Here is a 22,055-nt window from a genome sequence, read left to right as displayed (position 1 = left end):
AGGGCATGAGTTACTGCGCCTACTTTTTAGTGATCTTATCGAGATAGCCCATGATAAAGGCGGACAACACAAAGGTAATGTGCAGCAACAAATACCATTTTATTTTGTCATTGGCGATATTTTCCGTGTTCATAAACACTTTAAGTAAGTGAATGGAGGAAATTGCCACGATAGACGCTGCCACTTTATTTTTGAGTGAACCTGCATCCAACTTGCCCAACCAACCTAATTTGTCATCGTGCTCATCGACATCAAGGCGAGAGACAAAATTTTCATAACCCGAGAACATCACCATCACGATCAAGCCACCCACCAAAGAAATATCAATTAAAGATAGGGTGATCAGAATCAAGTCCACTTCTTTAATCGAAAAAATATTGGGTAATAGATGGACAACTTCTTGAAAGAACTTGATACCAAGGGCGATAAGGATAAAGCTTAACCCTAAGTAAATCGGGGCCATCAGCCAGCGGGAAGCATAAAGCAGTTTTTCTATAATTCGTTCCATAAACATTCCATTCAACAGGCGGTGAAAAAGTAGGCCGATATTACTCTGTTTCTGAGAGGGTTGGCTACGTTATTGATGGAAAAAGAGAAGAGAGTGAGGAGTGGCCTCCTCACTGAGTGGGTTTTATTAGAGCGTATTTTTATATAATTTTCCGTCTTTCATGATGGCTTGAATGTTCTTTGTTTCTTCCAAAAGGAATATATCTTGCAAAGGATTACCATCAACGATTAATACATCGGCCAGCGCCCCTTGTTCTATCACACCTAATTTGCCTTTATACGGTGAACGTTCACCAGAAAGCATTAATAATTGGGCGTTATCATGAGTGGCCATTTTTAATACTTCAAATGGGGTGTACCAATCCGTCATTTTCGTGAGGAGCTTGGTTTGCTCATTGAGCCGTTCAGCGCTGAATAAAATATCGGTTCCCCATGCCACTTTGGCGCGATATTTCTTTGCTAGGCCAAAGACGCGTTGTGTGCCTTGTTCAACCAAAATCTGTTTATTACGCTGTGCCGATCCTTCTTTAAAGGCTGAGCCTCGCTCTGACGTAAAGGGTTGCAAGCTCCACCAAACCCCCTCTTTCGCAATTCGTTTCGCCGTTTTTTCATCGGCAAGTTGGCCGTGCTCAATCGATTTCACTCCGGCATCAAGAGCTTGGTTAATGGCTCTTGGGGTATAAGCATGAACCGTGACATACGTCCCCCAGTTTTCAGCGGCTTCGGTTGCGGCTTTAATTTCTTGGGTCGTGTATTGAGTCACATCGAGAGGATCGTAAAAAGAAGAGACGCCGCCGCCCGCCATGAGCTTGATTTGTGATGCCCCTAATGCCAGTTGTTCCCGAGTATGTTGACGGACTTCATCTGGGCTATCGGCAATCGCAGCGGTAGCTGTTTTCACCGAGAAGGTGGTTTTCTTGCTGTCTGGGGTAATGATTTCATTGGGTAAGCGGAAATCACCGTGACCTCCGGTTTGGGAGATAAATGCCCCTGCAGGCCAGATACGAGGCCCGGTAGTAATGTGTTTATCTATCGCCATTTTTAACCCAAAGACAGGGCCTCCTAAATCGCGCACACTAGTATAGCCACGCTGCAACATATCAGACGCGGTTTTCGCGGCAACAATATTGATAAAGCCTTGATCTGCGAGCATTAATGTCTGCTGAGGCAATGCAGCAAGCATTAAGTGGGTATGAGCATCAATTAACCCAGGCATTAAGGTTTTGCCTTGCCCATCAATGACGATGAGATTATCACCCGAAGTGATGCCGTTTGATGAGTAATCTTCTATCTTGCTGATGTATTGATCTTGTATGTAGACATTTTTCGCCGCGCTCAGCTCAGCTTGAGTGCCATTGAATATGTGCACATTTTTAAAGACATATTGAGCGGCAAAAGTGGGTGAGGTTAGTAGGCTTGAACCTAGCAATAGGAGGAGAGACTTGTTCATCATTAGCTCCAAAAGAAATGATCAGTGATATTGGCGAGATCAGCATAAAGAATTCGTTTGCTGTAACCTAGGGGTTAAGTGTAGCGAAAAATGGGCTAAAGGTAATGCAACAATGTGTCTATTTGGCTGTTTCAGCTCAATTTATGTCTGAAATAAAAGATCTTACTTTCCCCTTCTATTTGTCAGACAATAGGTTGAAATACCTTATAATCCATCGGTGATATCTTTTGTGAAAAAAGCATGGGGCTTTGCAGCAAAGAGCAAGCAATACTTGGGAATAATCATTATGCAAAACAATGTTCGTAGCGGTTGTTTAAATAGCGTATGGCTGCTTCTTTTTTCTTTCTGCTGGTCGGGGGTGCAAGCGAAAGAGGTTCCCTGTGATACAACCCAGCCGTCAGCGAATAGTTTCCCACTTCTTGAGCAAGAGTGCCCCATTGGAAAAGGGCTATGGGGAAAACAGCTCCCCAAGGACGAGCGCGCTTTTTTCTGGATTCAATGCGGCGTATTTAAAACAGCAGCTCTTTCATCGCTGGTGACTAAGCTTTATCCGCATATTTCTACGAGTATTCAGTTTAAGCAAGATGAAGAGAGCCAAGCTTACCGTTGCTTAATAGGTCCTTATACTGATTATACCTACGCTAAAACAGAGCTGACATCCATCCAGAAGCTGGCGGATTACACACAAGCTTTTCTACGTGAAGTTCCCATGCACGATTTTCTAGCCGTTAAAAAAGATAAAAAAGAGAAGAGTACGATTAGCGACAGCAATACCGGAACTCACCAACCTTTACCCAATACCTTTCCTGTTCTGGAACAAGATTATCCGATTGGTCAGGGAGTATGGGAAAAGCAGTTCCCCAAGGACGAGCGCTCTTTTTTCTGGATTCAATGCGGCGTATTTAAAAAACCGACTTTTTTATCACATGTGAATAAACTTTATCCGTATATTTCTACCCGTATTCACCTTAAACAAGATAAAGAGAGCCAAGCTTACCGTTGCTTAGTTGGCCCTTATACTGACTATGTTCAAGCTAAAATGGAACTTGTCGCCATACAAAAGCATGTCGATTTTCGACAAGCTTTTTTGCGTCAAGTGCCACTGGCTGCCTTACCACAAGTTGAAGAGAAAAAGATAACGATTGGCGTGAGTGCTACCGTTAATGGCACTAAATATATCGTGCCTTATTTTTGGGATGAAACGATCCCTTTCTATACCGAATATAACTTAGCATGGAACCGTCTACGCTATGATGAAGCTCGACAAATGTGTCAGATACTGAACATGCGCCTTGCCACAGAACAGGAATGGCAGCAATTATTAGACAGTGACGCAATCCAAAACGATCCATGGCCAGTGGAGCTTCCTTACTGGGGAGAGGGGCAGAAAGGGTTCTTTATGAATGGCAATATCAATACATTGAAAGCCACCTCCCAATTAAATATTCTCTGTGTCCAAGAGAGTTAAATGGATCAAAGCCCAGTTTGTGGAAACGGGGTTAGCACAGAAAAGGGTTGCCCCGCTAATATGTTGATGCTACTGACATATTAGCAAGTCACCATGATATTGGGGGGCGGGTAACCGAACTATTCGATGTTTTTGAATGGCCCGTAGTCTGATTTTTTCCATTAACATTAAGCTTTTCCAATAATTATTCGTATATAACCACATAAAAACCAATAAGAATTTTTCCTCTATGGAGGAATTTGAATCACTTCATGCTTAGGCGAGTCGAAATCCATTGTAATAGAGCGACTCAATAACCACAGAGGTGATGCGATGTTAGTTAGAAAGGTTTCTAAAGATTTGGCTTCTGCTGAAGCACGGCGTAATTGGTTGGCGTACTGGCAACACTTTAGCCGAGAAAGTCAGGTTTTTTGCGCGGAAATTCACTGCTTAATACCTTCGTCTCAAGCGGTGTTGGTGAAGCATGACAAGAATGAAGACGATGTTTTTGTGATTCCACTTTGTCAGTGTCACAGCAACAATTTAGAAGGGATGCTGGAAATAGGGGATACGACCGAAGTGATCCCCTTCCATTACACCTTATAAATTCAGCTTAGCTATGGGTAGGTTGGCGCTTTTGGTAAATCCGCTCAGGGCGGCCAACTCGACCATGTTGAATACACGCTTCCAGAAAACCGCTGGCCACACAATATTCAAGATAACGTCTGGCCGTGGTTTTGCTGATCCCTATCGCTTGCCCTAACAGCTCCGCAGTGTAGGCGGTTTGTGGTTGATGGTGATAAATTTCTTGGATTTTGATTAAAGTGAGCTCATCAATCCCTTTGGGTAAGCCATCCAGAGGTTCGGTTTTAGCCTGAAAATTAAACAGATCATCGACATGGCGCTGATTAACGCTGTCATTGGCACGCAGAGAGCTCATGTATTTTAGATAACGTTCTAGCGAATTTTGTACTCGATCATAGGCAATTGGTTTTAACAAGTAATCAAACACCCCGCAGCGCACGGCTTCACGTACCGTTTCCATATCGGAAGCGGCGGTGATAAAAATGACATCCGGTGCTTGTGGTTGATGAGTTAACTCCTTTAAAAACTCAATGCCGAGACCATCAGGTAGGTAGTTATCCAAAAAAATCAGTTTAGGTTTGAGAATGCGTACCATGTTACGCGCTTCATTAATACTTTGTGCCACGCCCACAGGGCGAAAGCGGGTGGTCTGTTTGAGATAAAAGCTGTGCACATCAGCAATGCTCGTTTCATCCTCTACGATCAATACATCGATTAATTCCATCATAATCAGCTCTTATTATGCCCTTTCCGCCAGTGGTGGGTTATTTTCCATCGCAAGCGTTTTGGGTCGATTGGGAATAAAAATAGAAAAAATAGTCCCTTGAGGCTCCGCACTGTCGATAAGTATTGATCCATGAGCCTGAGTGACAAATTGATGAACAAGGTAAAGTCCAATACCATGTCCTGCTTGGTTTTTGCTGCTCACTCCCTTGAGAAACAAGGTCTGGGCGATATCGGCAGGAATGCCATTGCCGTTGTCCGCCACTTCGATCACCAACTCCTCACCATTATCAGTGAGCAGTAGGGAAATGGTTTTATTGCTGTGTGGGTTTTTTAATGTGGCTTCAAAGGCGTTGTCCAGCAGATTGCCGAGCACTGCCGCCAATTCATCCGAGGTCAGACACTGAGGCTCTCGATGAAGGTGTGACATAGGATCGAACTCTAAGGTGAGGCCTAACTCTTTCGCACGGCAGTACTTACCGAGCAGTAGCCCAGCGATCACTTTGGGGTGAAAGGTTTGTGCGATGAAATCGATTAGCTGCTGCTGCTCTTCTGTTTCTCGGCGAATGGTTTTGACGGCTTCATCGTACGCGCCGATTTGAATTAACCCCCCGATGGTCGAGAGACGGTTAGCAAACTCGTGACTCATCACGCGTAGATTATCGTTGTGCTGACGGATCTGGGTGAGTTGGGAAGTTAGCGTATGAAAGTCATTGCGACGACGAAAACTCACCACCCAACCAATTTGCTGTTGCCCAGAATTGATTGGCACACGGTTCGCCACCAAGGTTTCACCATTACAGCTGATCAGTTCATCTTGCTGGCTGGCACGGTTTTGCTGCGCTAACTGACCAAATGGGGTTGCCCCCATAAAAAAGCAAATCGGAGTGATGAACTCTTGTACATTACGCCCGATCAAATGGCTTGGTTGGTGGGCAATACCGAGTATATTGAGTGCTTTCGCATTGACGGAGAGGATTTCTCCTTTCAAGCTAATAGCAACGATCCCCTCATAAACACTTTGCAAGATAGATTGTTGTAGGTTGAGATTCATAGCGATCTCTTCCGGCTCCATATTGAACATCTGCTGCTTAATATGACGGGTAAACAGCCAAGCACTTAAGCCAGAAATGAGCATCAGTAGAACGATGGTGGTAAGCATCGGGTAGGTGTAAATATGTAGCCAATCGCTAATGTGGTCGAGCAAATAGCCGACGGATACGACACCGATGATCTCCCCGGAAGGCGTGACAATGGCGGCTTTGCCTCGAATCGCCCAACCTAGGCTGCCTTTTTGGGTGGAGGTGTAATATTCGCCCTCTTGTAAAGCACGACGGCTGTCACCACCTTGCATGGGCAAACCATTTTTTTTCTCATCCGGGTGAGCAATACGAATGCCATTCGCATCGCCAATCACAATAAAGTTGGCGTCAGAAATGCGTTGTAGGCGATCGATTTTCGTTTGTATTTCAGAAAAGCGATGTTGTTGGATTAGTGCAATTAAATTGGGATCGGTTGCAATCTCACGAGCTTGGATTAGCGCCTTGGTATTTATCTGATCTTGCAGAATTTCGCTTAATGTTTGATGAAAGAAAGCGGCCACCAGCAAAAGCTGGATCACGACCATCGCAACCAACAGTGCGCCGACCCTTTGTTGGAATGAAAGAGTCTGGCAGACCTTGGTGTGTAAAAAATGGGCGAGTGATATTTTCATGCTGGCGAGTCTATCCTTGCTATCAATGAGGCTTATTGATTGGAGTCTAAGAAACCCCAATCAATCCTGTTTAGCCCATCACGTATTTGATCATTACCCCTGCTGCTACCGCCGATCCAATTACTCCGGCCACGTTAGGCCCCATCGCGTGCATCAACAAAAAGTTTTGTGCGTTAGCTTCTAGCCCGACTTTATTGGAAACTCGCGCCGCCATCGGCACGGCAGAAACACCTGCCGAACCAATCAGTGGATTGAGTTTGGTCGTTGAGAAGCGATTGATCAGCTTGGCCATCAATACTCCAGCAGCAGTACCAACACAAAAAGCAACGATACCCAGTACTAAAATACCGATGGTCTGTGACTGGAGAAATTTATCCGCCATGAGTTTGGAACCGACTGACAAACCAAGGAAAATGGTCACGATGTTGATGAGGGCGTTTTGCGCCGTGTCGGATAAACGCTCCACCACACCACATTCACGCATCAAGTTACCAAAGCAGAACATACCTAATAGTGGTGTGGCAGAAGGTAACAAAAGCGCAATGAGTATCAGTAGCAGCAGTGGAAAGCCTATTTTCTCTAATTTATGCACTGGACGCAGTTGTTGCATCTGAATTTTGCGCTCTTCTGCGGTAGTTAATGCACGCATGATGGGGGGTTGAACCATAGGGACTAAGGCCATATAAGAATATGCTGCGACGGCAATCGCTCCTAAGAGTTCTGGTGCCAACAAACTGGATACGTAAATGGCGGTTGGGCCATCGGCACCACCAATGATGCCAATCGCTGCCGCTTGCGCTACGCTAAAATCCATTATGCCCAAACTGCTTAACGCCAATGCGCCCAGTACCGTGGTGAAAATACCAAACTGAGCCGCCGCTCCAAGCAGCAGGGTTTTGGGGTTAGCGAGCAGAGGGCCAAAATCCGTCATTGCCCCAACGCCCATAAAAATAAGTAGAGGACCGATTCCGGAAGCGATAGCGAGACTATAAAAAAGATAGAGCATACCATCGCTGTATTGGTACTGATCCGCAAGCAAGTGTAGCGCGGTTATCTGCTGTGGTGTTGCTCCACTTAATGCCTGTTTAATGTCGCTTGGGATGGATGAACTGAGCTGAAGTACATCAGAAAAAGCCACCATCACTTCCGGTTTGGCAGCATATAAGGCATTTTCTACCGCGGACATGGCAAGGCCTGCATCAGGCAGGTTAGATAAAATGCCACCAAAACCGATAGGGACCAGTAGTAAAGGCTCAAAGCGTTTAAAAATAGCCAGATAGAGCAGCACCAACCCAACAAGGATCATAATGGCTTGCCCCCACTGGAGATGGAATAGGCCAAAATCACGCACCATAGCTAAAACATTTTCCATGATTTTTATCCCTGATTACGCCAGCATCAACAATGCGTCGCCCACTTGCACCGCATCGCCTTCATTGACTTCAATGGCACTGATCACTCCTGCGCGTGGCGCACGGATTTCAGTTTCCATTTTCATCGCCTCAAGGATCAGTAGCACATCACCTTCAGCCACTTCATCACCCGCCGTCGCATGAATTTTCCAGATATTGCCAGAAAGGGGCGCTGCAAGGTTTTCACCTTCGGTTATTCTTGCTACTGGAGGAGTATTGGCTGGTGCGGGCGCAACGTGTGTTAGGTCACCACCTTCATCCACTTTCACCACATAGCTTTGGTTGTTGACCGTAATGGTATACACCCCATTACTTTCTACAAATTTACTTTTTTCTGGCTGTGTGTGCGTTTTTCCCGTTGATGTTTTCTTAGATATGCCATTGATCTTCGCTACTTGTGGTATCGGCTCAAATGCATTTGGGTTATGGCGATTGGCGAGAAACTTCCAGCCTACCTGATCAAACAACGCAATCGTCAGCACATCGTCAATTGCATTGTCGGCGAGTGTGATATGTTGCTCCTTGGCTTGCTGCAATACGCTGTCTTGCAAAGTTGGCATTTCGGCTGCGATTAAATCGGCAGGACGACAGGTGATGGGCTCTGCCCCCGCCAATACCCGAACTTGCAGTGCTGCGTTGACTGGGGCAGGTGTTTTGCCATATTCGCCTTTGAGCACTCCGCTGGTTTCTTTGGTGATGGTTTTGTAACGCTCTCCCATCACCACGTTGATCACCGCTTGGGTACCAACGATTTGTGATGTCGGGGTGACTAGGGGCAAAAAGCCGAGTTCCTCACGTACACGTGGGATCTCTTCGAGCACTAAATCGAGTTTATCTAGCGCGTTTTGTTGTTTGAGTTGGCTTTCCATATTGGTCAGCATGCCACCGGGGACTTGTGCGACCAAAATACGCGCATCACTGCCTTTCATCATGCCTTCAAAGGCATGGTATTTTTTACGTACATCGCGGAAATAGGCTGCGATATGTTCGAGTTTGGTAATATCCAACCCGGTGTCGTAGCCAGTCCCTTGTAGGGTGGCAACCAAAGATTCGGTCGCCGGATGACCATAAGTGCCACTCATACTGGAGATCGCGGTATCAACCCGATCAACGCCCGCTTCAATCGCTTTAAGTAAGGTCATATCGGCAAGACCCGCGGTGGAGTGGCAGTGCAGATGCAATGCTACATCGACCTGTTTTTTCAGGGTTGAAACTAACTCTTCGGCGGCATACGGGGTCAAAATGCCGGCCATATCTTTCAGGGCAATCGAATCGACACCAAGCTCCGCCAGTTGCTGCGCTATGTCAACCCAAGTTTGTAAGTTGTGTACTGGGCTGGTGGTGTAACAGAGCGTACCTTGGGCATGTGCGCCCATTTTTTTCACCGCTTGCAGCGCTTGTTGCATATTGCGGACATCGTTCATCGCATCGAATACACGAAATACATCCATGCCGTTTTTCACTGCGCGCTCGACAAAAGTTTCCACCACGTCATCAGCATAGTGGCGATAGCCGAGTAGGTTTTGCCCGCGCAGCAACATTTGCAGTGGGGTATTAGGTATGGCTTGTTTGAGCAAACGTAGGCGTTGCCATGGGTCTTCACCTAAAAATCGGATACAGCTATCAAAGGTTGCGCCTCCCCAGCATTCTAAAGACCAATAACCGATCTGATCTAATTGCTGCGCAATCGGTAACATGTCGTCAATCCGTAAACGGGTGGCAAAAAGAGATTGGTGAGCATCGCGTAATACGACATCGGTTACACCTACGCGTTTAATCGCCTGAGTCATTTGTGATTTCTCCTTCACTAAGACAGTTTTTGTTGTGTTTTATGGTGATGGACAGCGGCGGTGAGCACCGCGAGCAACTCACCTTGATTTTGGTTAGGTTTCGCCTTATTGGTGGTGGCTTTCTTATGGGCCGTTTGGGTCGGTGTTTCCGACGGTGCAAAACGCACGATCAAGTACGATAGGGTACGAGTCGCCAAGACTAAAAAAATCAGGAAGATGAACACAAAGCCCATCCCAAGCGTCAGTAAGTTAATTCCTTCGAAGAAAAGTGAGGTTGATGGCATAGTCACTTCCAGTGATAAAAACAGGGTTGAAAATCGGGGAAAAAAGAGGCGCGCTAGGCGCGCCAAATCATCCTAAGGAGCAAGGATTAAACAAACATACCGAATACGATGCTGGCGATAACCAGTACAATGCCTCCCCCCAGACGGGACGAGATTTGTGCATAAGAGAGCAGGCTCATACGGTTAGAGGCTGCTAGCACTTCAAGGTCACCGGACCCGCCACGATTAGCCATGCACAGACCAGCAGTAATAGAAGATTCAATAGGGTAGAAGCCCATTGCCCAACCGCCTAACGCTGCACCAAAAATTGTACCGAGTACAATAACCGTGGCGATGATAACGTTAGCAAAGGTTAAGGCATTGATGATTTCCGCCAGATCGGTGTAAGCAATACCGACGCCAACCATCAGTAGCCACAGCATCTGTTTTGAGAAGAAATTAGACAGACGTTTCGCGCCCTCTTTGATTTCATCACTACACAAACCCGCAGCGTTGAGGATGGCGATAATTACCACCATGTAGGCAAAGGTGTGAATTTGGATGGAGCCAAAGCCGGGCAGAATTTCTTTTGATAGCGCATAAGAGAAGGTGTATACACAGGCTGCTAGCATTAAACCAATGGCAATTTCACGGTGAGTCACCGTCAGGTTTTTAGCTTCTTCACTGGCGTCTAGTGTTGAACGGCGTACCAATTCCCCATTTCCTGTTAAGGAGGGGATTTTCTCGCCTATGATGTTGAGCGCCGCTGCCGCGACAATCGCCACAATATTAGCAATGGTGAGGATAGCGATAGCAACCGAGTAGTATTGCTCTTTGGAGCCACCTGTGACGGTCTCATAGATCTCGGAAAGCGGAATCGCACCCGCACCATTACCACCGCCCACGATGGGGAGCACATACAGCATCATGATGCGATCGGGTGTGATACCAAATACCAGACCGATGGCGATACCAAATACAGCAGCACCTGCAACAGCGGCCAGAATGGTCGGAATGTAACCTGCCAGAGAGCGGATCAGCAGTTTACGGTTGACCGCCAGAATAGAGCCAGTGATCAGCACAGCGATGAACAGATCTAAGAACTTGCTTTTATCCATCACTTCGGTCACGGTTTTGATTTCCCGGTCACTGAGCCAGCCCATGTGCACGAACCAAGCCGCAACCAAGAAAATCATCACCGGTGCGCCGCCGATGTACTTATTAAAAATAGGTAGGCGTTTGCCGACTTCACCAAATATGGCACCAACGACAAACATAAAAGCAAAGCCACCGACCAGACCGCTAGGTAAAGTGTTAGTAAAATGAGCTGCTAATACGGTGACCAGTAAAAATAAAAATAAAGGGAGTGGTGTGCCAAATATTTTTATTTGGCTTAGATTCAATCCACCTAGTATTGCGGACTTTTTATCTAAATATAGGGTCTTTTCGTTCATATTTCCATGTCCAATGAGGTTATTAAGACATTTACTACATTAAATAAATAACTCCGTAATAATTGTGAATATCGTCATCCAAACCAGTGGCTTTTAAAATCTCAATGGTTTTTATGATTTAAATTTTAAATAGTATATAAAATCAAAGAGATAATAATTAAATTCATTAAAACCATAAAGAGCGTTAACGGCGGGAAATAAAGTGATTGCCCTCATTAAACCTTTCGGCTGAATTTAGATAATAAAGCCAGACAAAATAGGTGAGGAAGCCGAACATGGTGGATATTTATACCTTCTCTCGAGTTTCAACCAAGAATAAAGCCAAGCTATTGCCGATCAAAGAGTTCCTTTGCCAACACCAGCTCTCGGTAGATGAAGATGTGGAACATTTTGTGGTGGCCTACGGCGCAAACCAAATCATCGCTTGTGGTGGTATTGCTGGGCATGTATTGAAATCGATTGCGGTTTCTCCCACGCTGCAAGGCACAGGTTTTGCGCTCAAATTGATGACCGAATTAACCAATTTCGCGTATGAGATGGAGCGGTTTTCACTATTTCTATTCACGAAGCCTGCCAATATCGATTTATTCCGGCAGTGTGGGTTTTTCTTGGTTGATAAAGTCGAACCGCATATTGCTTTACTGGAAAACAGCCCCAATCGTCTTTCGTTTTATTGCAAGCAGTTGCAACTATTAAAAATGTCGGGTTGTAAAATTGGCAGCATTGTGATGAATGCCAATCCGTTTACTTTAGGTCATCAATATTTAATTGAACAAGCGTGTGAACAATGTGATTGGGTACACTTATTTGTTGTAAAAGCAGAGAATAAGTATTTTTCTTATGCTGACCGTCTGGCCATGATTAAGGCAGGCAGTAAACATTTATTGAATTTAACCATTCATTCTGGTTCGGATTATATTATTTCACGTGCAACTTTTCCTAGTTATTTTATTAAAGATCAACAAGTCGTAAATCAATCTCATACCGCGCTGGATTTAAGCATTTTCCGTCATTCGATAGCTCCTGCACTGGGCATCACTCACCGCTTTGTCGGCAGTGAGCCGATTTGTACCGTCACACGCCACTACAATCAAGCGATGCGCCGTTGGCTAGAAGAAGAGCCGGATTTAAGCGCACCGATCACTGTGGTGGAAATTGAACGTAGCCAACAAGCCGCTCTGCCGATTTCAGCTTCACGTGTGCGTTACTTGCTCAACCAATTTGATGTTGCCGCGATTGCAGATTTAGTGCCTAAAACGACCTATTCCTACCTTTGTCAGCACTATGTGGAACATGCCCTACAGACCGCCCCACAACGGTTAGCGGTATGAGCGCGATGCTGACATTGTTTTATCCAATAACTCATTAATAAGGTTGTACCCATGAGAATTGCCCATCCCGCCTTCGCGGGAACACTGGAATCTAGTGATCTTCAGGTTCGGATTGAACCCAACAACGATGGCGGTATTGAACTGGTGTTAGACAGTACCGTCGAGCAGCAATTTGGTCATGCGATTCGTCAGGTCGTGCTGCACACCCTCGAAACGATGCAAGTGCACGATGCGCTGGTCACTATCGAAGACAAAGGTGCGTTGGATTGTGTGATCCGCGCACGCATACAGGCGGCGGTCATGCGCGCTTGTGATGTTCAGAACATTGAGTGGAGCCAACTATTATGACCAAACTTCGTCGCAGTATGTTATTTGTGCCGGGCGCGAATGCCGCCATGCTCAGCAATACCTTTATCTATCAACCCGACTCTATCATGTTCGATTTGGAGGATTCGGTCGCGCTGCGTGAAAAAGATACGGCGCGGATGTTGGTCTTTCATGCGCTGCAACACCCTATGTATCAAGAGATGGAAACCGTGGTGCGGGTCAATCCGCTCGATTCTGAATTCGGCATCAAAGACCTTAATGCCGTGGTGCGCGGTGGAGCCAAAGTGGTGCGTCTGCCGAAAACCGATAACGCGAACGATGTGATTGAGATGGAAAAAGTCATCGAGCAGATCGAACGCGAATGCGGACGTGATGTGGGCAGCACGCGGATGTTGGCCGCGATTGAAACCGCACAAGGCATTAACAACGCGGTTGAGATAGCCTTTAGCTCTCGTCGTCTGATTGGCATTGCGCTTGGTGCGGAAGACTATGTGCGCGATCTGCGCACGCAGCGTTCAGCGGAAGGGATTGAGCTGCTGTTTGCACGCTGCTCCATTCTGCAAGCGGCGCGTGCTGCCGGGATCATGGCGTTTGATACCGTCTATTCCGATGCCAACAACGAAGAGGGATTTTTGCGTGAGGCGGAGCACATCAAGCAGCTTGGCTTTGATGGCAAGTCACTGATTAACCCGCGCCAGATTGACCTGCTGCACAACGTGTTTGCCCCAACCCAAAAAGAGGTCGATCACGCCATCGCAGTCATCGAAGCCGCCGAAGAAGCCGCGGCGAAAGGGCTGGGCGTGGTTTCCCTTAACGGCAAAATGGTCGATGGACCCATTATCGAACGCGCACGTTGGACACTACAACGTGCTGAATCCGGCATCAAACACTAAAGGTCATCTCATGAGTATTAATACATTAAATAACCCTCTGTCTGTGCTGGAAGTGGAACGCTACGCGTTGACGCCTTACACCCAAGCGCACGCGATCACGCCGCATCTGCACGATGAGCAAGCCAAAAAAAGTCGCAAAGTGAAAAGCTCGATCCGCGAAGCGATTGTTGATCTTGGCTTAAAAGATGGTATGACTATCTCGTTCCACCATGCGTTTCGTGGCGGGGATAAAACCGTCAATCTAGTGATGGACGTGATTGCCGAATTGGGCATTAAAAACCTCACGCTCGCCTCAAGCTCGCTCACGTCTTGCCATTCACCGTTGATTGAACACATCAAAAATGGTGTGGTAAGCAAAATTTACACCTCGGGGATCCGCGGTGCTTTGGCCGACAGTATTTCTCACGGCCTGCTTGATGAGCCAGTGCATATTCACTCCCACGGTGGTCGTGTGCATCTCATTCAAAGTGGTGAGCTGTACATCGACATGGCGTTTATTGGCGTACCTTGCTGTGATGAATTTGGTAACGCCAACGGCTTTAAAGGCAAATCCAATTGCGGCTCACTTGGTTATGCCAAAGTCGATGCCGAACACGCCGAGAAAGTGGTGATGCTGACTGAAGCCATCGTCAGTTTTCCGAATTTCCCTTCGTCCATTACTCAAGACAGGGTTGATGCGGTTGTGCAAGTGGCAGAAGTGGGCGATCCAAGCAAAATCGGTGGTGATTCCACACGCATGACCACCAACCCACGTGAGTTATTGATTGCCAAGCACGCCGTAGACGTTATTGAGCATTCAGGTTATTTCAATGATGGTTTTTCGATGCAAACCGGCTCGGGCGGCGCATCGCTCGCAGTTGCGCGCTTTTTGAAAGAGAAAATGCTGCGCCAAGACATTCGCGCTTCCTTCTCCCTCGGGGGGATTACCGCAACTATGGTGGAAATGCATGAGCAGGGGCTGATTGATTATTTACTCGATGTGCAATGTTTTGATTCGGTGGCAGCGGGCTCGTTAGCGCGCAATCCGCATCATCTGGAAATTTCCGCTAACGAGTACGCCAACCCAAGTTCGAAAGGGGCGGCAGTGGATAGGCTAGATGTGGTAATCCTCAGTGCGCTGGAAATTGATACCCAGTTTAACGTCAACGTCATCACAGGCTCTGATGGGGTGATTCGCGGCGCATCCGGCGGTCACTGTGACACGGCGGCGGCGGCAAACTTATCCATCATTGTGGCGCCTTTGGTGCGTGGCCGGATCCCGACTGTGGTTGAGAAAGTCACCAACGTCATCACCCCAGGATCCACCATCGATGTGTTGGTGACGGATCAAGGTATCGCGGTGAATCCCAATCGCCCTGAATTGAAAGCGCGTTTCATCGCGGCGCAACTGCCGGTTGTTGAGATTGAAGCTTTGCAGCAGCGCGCCGAGTTGCTGACTGGCAAACCCCAGCCGTTGCAATTTACAGACAAAACCGTTGCTTTCGTTCACTACCGTGACGGTTCGATCATTGATGTTATCAAGCAGGTAAAAAGCCTATGAGTCACCATCCGGATCTTTCAGTCAGTCTCGACCAGCTACTTCTGCGTAAAGAAGTGCGGGTTCGGCAACAAGGCGAGTGGCTAAAACGCCATTCACTGCCTCTGGTTTCTTTCACGGTTAACATGCCGGGTGCGGTGAAACTGAGCCTAGCCAGCCAAACCGTGATGGATGCGGGTATGCGAGCTATTCAAGCGCTGTGTCAGCAAGCGGGCTGGCAGCAAGTGGCTTGTCAGTTGTTGGTGGAAAAAACCGGACCAGAAGCCTTTGTGGTGATTCAAGCTCCATCAGCTAGCATATTGAAAAAAGCCATGATGAAGATTGAACGTGAGCACCCGCTAGGGCGACTGATGGATCTGGATGTGCTTGATGTCGATGGACACATTATCTCACGCCAAGGTGCTCAGTTGGCAAGACGACGCTGCCTGCTGTGTGAGCGTGATGCGGTGATCTGTGCTCGCTCACGGCAACACAGTGTGGAAGCTTTGCGAGATAAAATCGAGGAGATGGTTCATGACTATTCCTGCTGCGCTTGATCTTCTGTTCGAACTACCTAGCCAAGCTCCTTGCGCAGGTAGCGCGAAAACTTTCAGCTTGCCCCGCTTAGTGGGGCATCTGGCCTATCACGCCATGATGTTAGAGGTGCATCTCACCCCAAAGCCGGGCTTGGTGGATACCGTCAATAATGGTGCGCACCGCGATATGGATCTCAACACTTTTATCTTAAGTGCTGAGGCGATTGCGCCTTATCTACAGTCTTTTGTCAGTGTCGGTTGGGAATGTGCGGGAAATCCCGCCGCTCAGTTGCTGACGGCCTTGCGCCCGATTGGTATAGAAGCTGAGCAAGCCATGTTTGCGGCCACACAAGGGGTGAATACCCACAAAGGGATGATTTTTATCTTGGGGCTCATTTGCGGCTCGGTGGGATGGCTCAAAGCTAATCAACTCAAAATTGATGCGCAGCATATTGGCGAAACCATTCGCCAAGCGTGCCAGTTTTTGGTTATCGATGAGTTAAAAGTGAAGCGAGAACCTGAAACCGCAGGTGAGCGGATTTATCGACAATACGGTTTAACCGGTGCTCGTGGGGAAGCCGCATCTGGCCTTGCTATGGTGATGCGGCACGCGCTGCCAGCCTACCAAGCCTGTTTAACCCAAGGTGCCAGTACCGAACAAGCTCTATGGCATGCCTTATTGGTATTGATGGCCAATAATAACGACAGCAACCTCGCTGCTCGCGGTGGCTTAGAAGGGTTGCGTTTTGTGCAAGATCAAGCCCAGCAACTACTCGCCAAAGGTGGCTTTTTATATCAAGAAATTGAACAAGCACTCTCAGTACTCGATAATGCATTGATTGAAAAAGACCTCAGTCCCGGTGGTAGTGCTGATTTATTAGCGGCGACTTGGTTAGTCAATGAGTTAGTACAATTGTTTAAAATGTAATGGATGAATTGGATCTGCTCGTGGAGTGTTTATTTTTTATTATCTAAGAAAACACCATCTTTGGATGTGCGAAAGCGTAGAGCTCCCATTCGAAATGAATCATGCACCCCTAAAAGATAGTCGCTTTCAAATAATTTACGAGCGCGCCGTTTTTCGTTTCGAGCGAACACAGCCTCTCTCCGTTGCATTAAGAGACGATCCCATCGGTCTGGACAAGAGTCTAAAAATACTTTGAAATTTCTATCGTCTTCCGCATGTTGCTCTCCAATATATAGTTGTAGAGATGGGGCAATTTGACGTACATAGTCGGAGGTTAACCACTCTTCATCGTAGCTAAAACTGAAATGCTCTTTTCCTCTGATTTCAGAAGAGCGTAATACACCGACGTGCATAGGGTCTGTTGATTCAATCCAATCAGCGTAAACGTAGATTTCCATATGTAAGACTCTTATCGCTTTTTCTTTAGTAATTCAATGTCTTGGAGCTTTCTTCCTAACTCATCATCAAAGGCGACTTTGGCGATGTCATCCAATAAACCGAGAACTGAAAGTACATTAACATAGTGCCCGAGAGATACGGATGGATCTCCTTTGGCTATTTTTCGTAGTGTGGGCTTAGATATGCCAGTTCTGTTGTGCATCATATCTTGAGTTATTCCACGTCGCTTTATTGCTAACGTTATATTTTCCCCTAACGTATTTAAGACGGCCTGAGTCTTGGGGAAGATAACCGCAGTACGTTTAGCTTTAACATTTTGACTTGTCATAGTGACACTAAATTTTCATTAAGTATGATTTTGTGAAACTATAGTTTCTTTTTCGATAGGATGCTTACCCCAAAACTTTAAACACTTGCTGCAAAACGACAGTGGGAATGGGTTGTTCAGCTTTCCATATGAGTTTTTTCAAGTCTAAGCGCAATCTATGGAGATACTCCATTAGCTGAAAAGTTTTTCCATCGTGAAGATGCGGGGATTCGAATCGATGGTAAAAATAACAAAGCCCTTATAAATAAGGGCTTTGTGGAAGTGTGTGGAGTGGAGGGGAATCTATTCTATATTTTGGATCTGCTCTCTCATCTGCTCAATCAACACTTTAAGTTCTACGCCAGAGGCGGTGATGTCGGTGCTGATAGATTTTGAGGCAAGGGTATTCGATTCGCGGTTAAACTCTTGCATCATAAAGTCTAACTTGCGGCCACATGCGCCCCCTTTTTTAAGCACATTACGAGTTTCTTTGATATGAGAGTCGAGGCGATCCAGCTCTTCTGCGACATCGGATTTTTGCGCGAGAAGAATGAGCTCTTGTTCTACGCGGGTGGCATCAAGTTCCACTTTCGCGTCTTCAAATTTGCTAAACAGACGCTCACGTTGCCATTGAAGAATTTCTGGCATACGAGCTCGAACTTTAACCACTTCCTCCCCAATCGCGCTCAAACGCTGTTCGATTAGGGCTTTCATATTATCGCCTTCACGGCCACGAGCTTCAATAAAGTCGCTGAGCGCTTCATCAAAACCTTCCAGTAACGCTTTATTGATGCTATCCATATCTTGCTCAGGGGTTTCCATTACGCCCGGCCATTGCATCACTTGGAATGGGTTAATACGGCTGAGCTCACCCGTCATATGCATGACTTGATTGGCGGCTTTAATCACTTGATCTGCGAGCGCTTCATTAATGATAAGTTGGTTATGAGCCGCAGCACTGGATTCATAGCGTAAGTGACACTCGACTTTACCGCGAGCCAAACGCTGGCGAAAGCGCTCACGAAGAACGGGTTCTAGGCTACGAAACTGCTCGGGTAAGCGAAAATAGGTTTCTAAATAACGCTGGTTAACGGAGCGAATTTCCCATACGGCGGTGCCCCATTCGCCTTTTAGTTCTTTGCGTGCATAGGCTGTCATGCTGTAAATCATTACCATATCCTTAAGTTAGTCGGCTTTTTAGCGCAATAGAATCATGCTATCACAGAATTAGAATTTTAGGATCCTAACGCCTAGGGGCTGACCTAGGATCTTTATCTCGATTCCGTTATAATCCGGTCCCAATTCTATTCACCCTAAAAAGGCATTCATCCATGCGTCCAAATGACCGTGCTGCAGATCAAGTTCGCCCAATTAAAATCACTCGTAATTATACGGCGTATGCTGAAGGTTCAGTACTCGTTGAATTCGGTAATACCAAAGTATTGTGTAATGCGACGGTGGAAGAAAATGTGCCTCGTTGGTTAAAAGGCCAAGGTAAAGGTTGGGTTACTGCGGAATATGGCATGTTACCTCGCGCCACGCATTCTCGTACTCGCCGTGAAGCGGCAAATGGGAAGCAAGGTGGTCGTACCATGGAGATTCAGCGTTTGATTGCGCGTAGCCTGCGTGCTGTCGTGGATTTAGCGGCTATGGGTGAAATTATGATCACGGTCGACTGTGATGTTATTCAAGCCGATGGGGGAACTCGTACTGCTTCCATTTCTGGTGCGAGTGTCGCTATGGCTGATGCGTTTGCTCACCTTGTGGCTCAAGGGAAATTGAAAAAGAATCCGATGAAAGGCCATGTTGCGGCCGTTTCGGTTGGAATTTTAGGTGACGAAGTACTTTGTGATTTAGAGTATGTAGAAGACTCTGCTGCCGATACCGACATGAATGTAGTGATGACCGAAGAAGGCAAGATGATTGAAATTCAGGGTACCGCAGAAGGTGAACCGTTCAGTCATGAACAACTGTTGGCATTGTTAGCTTCGGCAAAAATTGGCATTAGCGAAATTGTCGCCGCGCAAAAAGCGGCGTTAGAAAATTAAAGATTCCATAGCTTCCCCTTTAGGAAGCTATTTTTTTGTAGGTAACTAGGTTTTGCTCCTAATTACGGATATCGACGGATAAACATTGAGAGAGAGTCATGAAAGCGTACCAGCGTGAATTTATTGAGTTTGCATTAGAAAAGGAAGTTTTGAAATTTGGTGAGTTTACTTTGAAATCAGGCCGTAAAAGCCCTTATTTCTTTAACGCTGGCTTATTTAATACTGGCCGAGATCTGGCTCGGTTAGGACGTTTTTACGCGGCGGCTTTGGTGGATTCTGGTATTCACTATGATGTGTTATTTGGCCCCGCTTATAAAGGCATTCCTATTGCGACGACAACGGCGGTTGCGTTGGCGGATCACCATGATGTCGATACCCCTTATTGTTTCAATCGCAAAGAAGCGAAAGATCATGGTGAAGGGGGGAACTTAGTGGGTAGCCCATTACAAGGGCGTATTATGTTGGTGGATGATGTGATCACGGCGGGGACGGCTATTCGTGAGTCGATGGAAATTATCCAAGCGAATGGAGCGGATTTAGCCGGAGTGTTGGTGGCGATTGATCGTCAAGAGAAAGGCAAAGGTGAGTTATCTGCGATTCAGGAAGTCGAGCGGGATTTTGGCTGCTCGATCGTGTCTATCATCAGCTTGACGGATTTAGTGACTTATCTGCAAGAGCAGGGAACCAACTCTGATCATCTTGACGCGGTGAAAGCGTATCGCGCTCAATATGGAGTGAATGCTTAAACACTTGAGAGGCTCGATAGGGAATATCGAGCCTCTCTTATTTGTGTGCAGTTTATTGATAACGTGAGTTTTTTAAATCAGGATCGGGCAAGGTTTTAAAGCGCTTATGCAGCCACATCCATTGCTCGGGTGCTCGTAAGATAATTTGCTCCACATACTGATTCATATAAGCAGCGGCTGCTGTTTCATCTTTTTGTGGGTAGTTTTCCTCAACGGAAAGATCGGCCATGATCTCATATTTACCTTGCAGGTTACGAAACCCAGATCCCATAACAATGGCACATTGGCTGGTGTAAGCCAAAATACTGGTCCCTGTGGTTGTACAGGCATTGTCTACGGCAAAAAAGGGTACAAAGACCGACTTGTTACGCCCATAGTCATGATCGGGAAGGTAGAACAAACGCTCCCCTTTACGCAAAGAACGCAACATGGTTTTCAAATCTTTTCGATCAATCAATTGATTACCATCACGAGTTCGCCCGCGATACTGAATAAAATCGTAGGCCGGATTATTATGCGGGCGATAAGCACCATAGCCTGGCAAGCCTAGAACCGCAAAAGCACGTGCGGTAATTTCTAGATTCAGCGCATGCACGCAGCACAGCAGTACCCCTTTACCTTGTGCTGAATGTTGGCGTATGACTGAAGTATCTTTATCTTCTAAGATCCGCTTAAAGCGCCAAGTTGGCCAAAACCATGTAATGCCCGTTTCGATTAATGCAGCACCCGTATTTTTAAAATTCTCGACAACAAACTGTTCGATCTCAACTTGGCTCATGTCAGGAAAAGCGAGCTCAAGGTTACGTTGCGCTACGCGTACTCGCTTTTTACCAAAACGCATCGCAAATTGGCCTAAACTTCGGCCTATCTTCAATAATACGGGATAAGGAAGAAGGTTGACCACAAGGGCTAAAAATCCAAAACCAACCCACACTCCCCAATATTTAGGGTGGAGGAGGGAAAATGAAAACGCGGGTTTTCCGTATTTCTGTTTACTCATGATGGTTACTTAATTTGTGCACTTAGTAGCGCCCAATATTCGTCAAAGTTGGCGGTGGGCAGATATTTAAAATCGGAACGAACAAAACGGTTTAAACTGCCTTCCACTTGGCCAAGTAACTGAGCGGCAAGTATGCTCTCATCAACAGGAAATGCTTTTCCTTCACGCAGTTTTCGTTCACGTAAAATTTGTCGTAATGAGGTTTCGATCCGCTCATACAACTGGTTGATTCGTTCACGCAGCCGTTCATTTTCAAACATTAACGCATGACCTGATAGAATTCGAGTCAAGCCGGGGTTACGTTCAGAAAAAGCCAGAATTAACTGCATGACGAGGCGAAGGCGGTTCAGTGTATCTTTTTCCTCATCCAGAATTCGGTTAATGCGTGACATTAAAGACTCTTCAATAAACTCAATTAACCCCTCAAACATCCGTGCTTTGCTTGGAAAGTGGCGATAGAGCGCCGCTTCCGATACGCCGACTTGTTTTGCCAGCTTGGCGGTAGTAATGCGTGAAGCCCCTTCATGAGACTCAAGCATTTGCGCAAGGGCTTGGAGAATTTCTTCACGTCGATTGGTTTTCTTACTACCGGCCATAACCCGTTTTCCTTTTATTACCACTGATATGGGTGAGTCTCAAT

Annotated in this window: 23 protein-coding genes; 10 read left to right on the top strand and 13 right to left on the bottom strand. The window is 46.5% G+C overall.

Annotation, left to right across the window (positions count from 1 at the left end; genetic code table 11):
* Positions 1 to 19: 19 nt before the first annotated feature.
* Both B5D54_RS12925 and B5D54_RS12920 read right to left on the bottom strand, forming a co-directional pair.
* Positions 20 to 508 carry a TIGR00645 family protein gene (locus B5D54_RS12925; RefSeq protein ID WP_078926972.1) on the bottom strand — a complete coding sequence of 163 codons (489 nt, stop codon included), beginning with the start codon at positions 506 to 508 and terminating at the stop codon, positions 20 to 22.
* Positions 509 to 634: 126 nt separating this feature from the next.
* Positions 635 to 1,960, bottom strand: a complete 1,326-nt coding sequence (locus tag B5D54_RS12920; protein WP_238124473.1) for a metal-dependent hydrolase family protein — start codon at positions 1,958 to 1,960, stop codon at positions 635 to 637.
* Between the two features lie 283 nt (positions 1,961 to 2,243).
* Between B5D54_RS12920 and B5D54_RS12915 the strand changes: the two genes are divergently transcribed.
* Complete coding sequence (locus B5D54_RS12915; protein ID WP_078926970.1) at positions 2,244 to 3,425, top strand: SPOR domain-containing protein; 1,182 nt, start codon at positions 2,244 to 2,246, stop codon at positions 3,423 to 3,425.
* 312 nt (positions 3,426 to 3,737) lie between these two features.
* A complete protein-coding gene (locus B5D54_RS12910; RefSeq protein WP_078926969.1) occupies positions 3,738 to 4,010 on the top strand; it encodes a hypothetical protein in 273 nt (90 codons plus the stop codon).
* 7 nt (positions 4,011 to 4,017) lie between these two features.
* Here the strand turns inward: B5D54_RS12910 and B5D54_RS12905 are convergent, their stop codons facing one another.
* From B5D54_RS12905 to citS, 6 genes are all read right to left on the bottom strand, one after another.
* Positions 4,018 to 4,716, bottom strand: a complete 699-nt coding sequence (locus B5D54_RS12905; RefSeq protein ID WP_078926968.1) for a response regulator — start codon at positions 4,714 to 4,716, stop codon at positions 4,018 to 4,020.
* A gap of 12 nt (positions 4,717 to 4,728) precedes the next feature.
* On the bottom strand, positions 4,729 to 6,426 hold the full coding sequence (locus B5D54_RS12900) for an ATP-binding protein (RefSeq protein ID WP_115174039.1): 1,698 nt from the start codon (positions 6,424 to 6,426) through the stop codon (positions 4,729 to 4,731).
* 70 nt (positions 6,427 to 6,496) lie between these two features.
* Entirely contained in the window at positions 6,497 to 7,798 is a 1,302-nt protein-coding gene (locus tag B5D54_RS12895) for a sodium ion-translocating decarboxylase subunit beta (protein ID WP_078926967.1), read from the bottom strand.
* 15 nt (positions 7,799 to 7,813) lie between these two features.
* Positions 7,814 to 9,628, bottom strand: a complete 1,815-nt coding sequence (gene oadA / locus B5D54_RS12890; RefSeq protein WP_078926966.1) for a sodium-extruding oxaloacetate decarboxylase subunit alpha — start codon at positions 9,626 to 9,628, stop codon at positions 7,814 to 7,816.
* A gap of 17 nt (positions 9,629 to 9,645) precedes the next feature.
* Positions 9,646 to 9,978, bottom strand: a complete 333-nt coding sequence (locus tag B5D54_RS12885; protein ID WP_078926965.1) for an OadG family protein — start codon at positions 9,976 to 9,978, stop codon at positions 9,646 to 9,648.
* Between the two features lie 20 nt (positions 9,979 to 9,998).
* The gene (gene citS / locus B5D54_RS12880; protein ID WP_078926964.1) at positions 9,999 to 11,345 is read right to left on the bottom strand and encodes a citrate/sodium symporter CitS; all 1,347 of its coding nucleotides are present in this window, start codon (positions 11,343 to 11,345) and stop codon (positions 9,999 to 10,001) included.
* A gap of 275 nt (positions 11,346 to 11,620) precedes the next feature.
* Between citS and citC the strand changes: the two genes are divergently transcribed.
* Genes citC through citG form a run of 6 tightly spaced genes read left to right on the top strand, consistent with a single transcriptional unit; the run spans position 11,621 to position 16,876 of the window.
* Complete coding sequence (gene citC / locus B5D54_RS12875; protein ID WP_078926963.1) at positions 11,621 to 12,676, top strand: [citrate (pro-3S)-lyase] ligase; 1,056 nt, start codon at positions 11,621 to 11,623, stop codon at positions 12,674 to 12,676.
* A gap of 51 nt (positions 12,677 to 12,727) precedes the next feature.
* Complete coding sequence (citD, locus tag B5D54_RS12870; protein WP_078926962.1) at positions 12,728 to 13,024, top strand: citrate lyase acyl carrier protein; 297 nt, start codon at positions 12,728 to 12,730, stop codon at positions 13,022 to 13,024.
* Positions 13,021 to 13,896 (top strand): citrate (pro-3S)-lyase subunit beta, encoded by an 876-nt coding sequence (gene citE / locus B5D54_RS12865; RefSeq protein WP_078926961.1) that lies wholly within the window; start codon positions 13,021 to 13,023, stop codon positions 13,894 to 13,896. The genes citD and citE overlap by 4 nt, the downstream gene beginning before the upstream one ends.
* Positions 13,897 to 13,906: 10 nt before the next feature.
* On the top strand, positions 13,907 to 15,436 hold the full coding sequence (gene citF / locus B5D54_RS12860) for a citrate lyase subunit alpha (RefSeq protein WP_078926960.1): 1,530 nt from the start codon (positions 13,907 to 13,909) through the stop codon (positions 15,434 to 15,436).
* The gene (gene citX / locus B5D54_RS12855; RefSeq protein WP_078926959.1) at positions 15,433 to 15,969 is read left to right on the top strand and encodes a citrate lyase holo-[acyl-carrier protein] synthase; all 537 of its coding nucleotides are present in this window, start codon (positions 15,433 to 15,435) and stop codon (positions 15,967 to 15,969) included. The genes citF and citX overlap by 4 nt, the downstream gene beginning before the upstream one ends.
* Positions 15,947 to 16,876: a triphosphoribosyl-dephospho-CoA synthase CitG gene (gene citG / locus B5D54_RS12850; protein WP_078926958.1), complete on the top strand. Its 930-nt coding sequence runs from the start codon at positions 15,947 to 15,949 to the stop codon at positions 16,874 to 16,876. The genes citX and citG overlap by 23 nt, the downstream gene beginning before the upstream one ends.
* Before the next feature lie 29 nt (positions 16,877 to 16,905).
* Here the strand turns inward: citG and B5D54_RS12845 are convergent, their stop codons facing one another.
* The 3 genes from B5D54_RS12845 to B5D54_RS12835 all read right to left on the bottom strand — a co-directional run bounded on the left by B5D54_RS12845 (position 16,906) and on the right by B5D54_RS12835 (position 18,791).
* Positions 16,906 to 17,313: a HipA N-terminal domain-containing protein gene (locus tag B5D54_RS12845; protein ID WP_242004473.1), complete on the bottom strand. Its 408-nt coding sequence runs from the start codon at positions 17,311 to 17,313 to the stop codon at positions 16,906 to 16,908.
* Positions 17,314 to 17,324: 11 nt separating this feature from the next.
* Positions 17,325 to 17,642 (bottom strand): helix-turn-helix domain-containing protein, encoded by a 318-nt coding sequence (locus tag B5D54_RS12840; RefSeq protein ID WP_078926957.1) that lies wholly within the window; start codon positions 17,640 to 17,642, stop codon positions 17,325 to 17,327.
* A gap of 282 nt (positions 17,643 to 17,924) precedes the next feature.
* Positions 17,925 to 18,791 (bottom strand): YicC/YloC family endoribonuclease, encoded by an 867-nt coding sequence (locus tag B5D54_RS12835; RefSeq protein WP_078926956.1) that lies wholly within the window; start codon positions 18,789 to 18,791, stop codon positions 17,925 to 17,927.
* 161 nt (positions 18,792 to 18,952) lie between these two features.
* Here B5D54_RS12835 and rph point away from each other — a divergent pair, with 161 nt between their 5' ends.
* Positions 18,953 to 19,669, top strand: a complete 717-nt coding sequence (gene rph, locus B5D54_RS12830) for a ribonuclease PH (RefSeq protein ID WP_078926955.1) — start codon at positions 18,953 to 18,955, stop codon at positions 19,667 to 19,669.
* 98 nt (positions 19,670 to 19,767) lie between these two features.
* A complete protein-coding gene (pyrE, locus tag B5D54_RS12825) occupies positions 19,768 to 20,415 on the top strand; it encodes an orotate phosphoribosyltransferase (RefSeq protein ID WP_078926954.1) in 648 nt (215 codons plus the stop codon).
* Positions 20,416 to 20,467: 52 nt separating this feature from the next.
* Here the strand turns inward: pyrE and B5D54_RS12820 are convergent, their stop codons facing one another.
* Together B5D54_RS12820 and slmA are read right to left on the bottom strand one after the other, a co-directional pair.
* Positions 20,468 to 21,415 (bottom strand): Kdo(2)-lipid IV(A) acyltransferase, encoded by a 948-nt coding sequence (locus tag B5D54_RS12820; RefSeq protein WP_078926953.1) that lies wholly within the window; start codon positions 21,413 to 21,415, stop codon positions 20,468 to 20,470.
* Between the two features lie 5 nt (positions 21,416 to 21,420).
* Positions 21,421 to 22,011 carry a nucleoid occlusion factor SlmA gene (gene slmA, locus B5D54_RS12815; protein WP_078926952.1) on the bottom strand — a complete coding sequence of 197 codons (591 nt, stop codon included), beginning with the start codon at positions 22,009 to 22,011 and terminating at the stop codon, positions 21,421 to 21,423.
* Positions 22,012 to 22,055 lie beyond the last annotated feature (44 nt).

The organism is Vibrio cincinnatiensis DSM 19608, assembly GCF_900167345.1.
GTDB classification, from domain to species: Bacteria; Pseudomonadota; Gammaproteobacteria; order Enterobacterales; family Vibrionaceae; genus Vibrio; species Vibrio cincinnatiensis.
The sequence above is the reverse complement of the archived record's forward strand: the minus strand, read 5'-3'. Positions and strand labels throughout refer to the sequence as shown.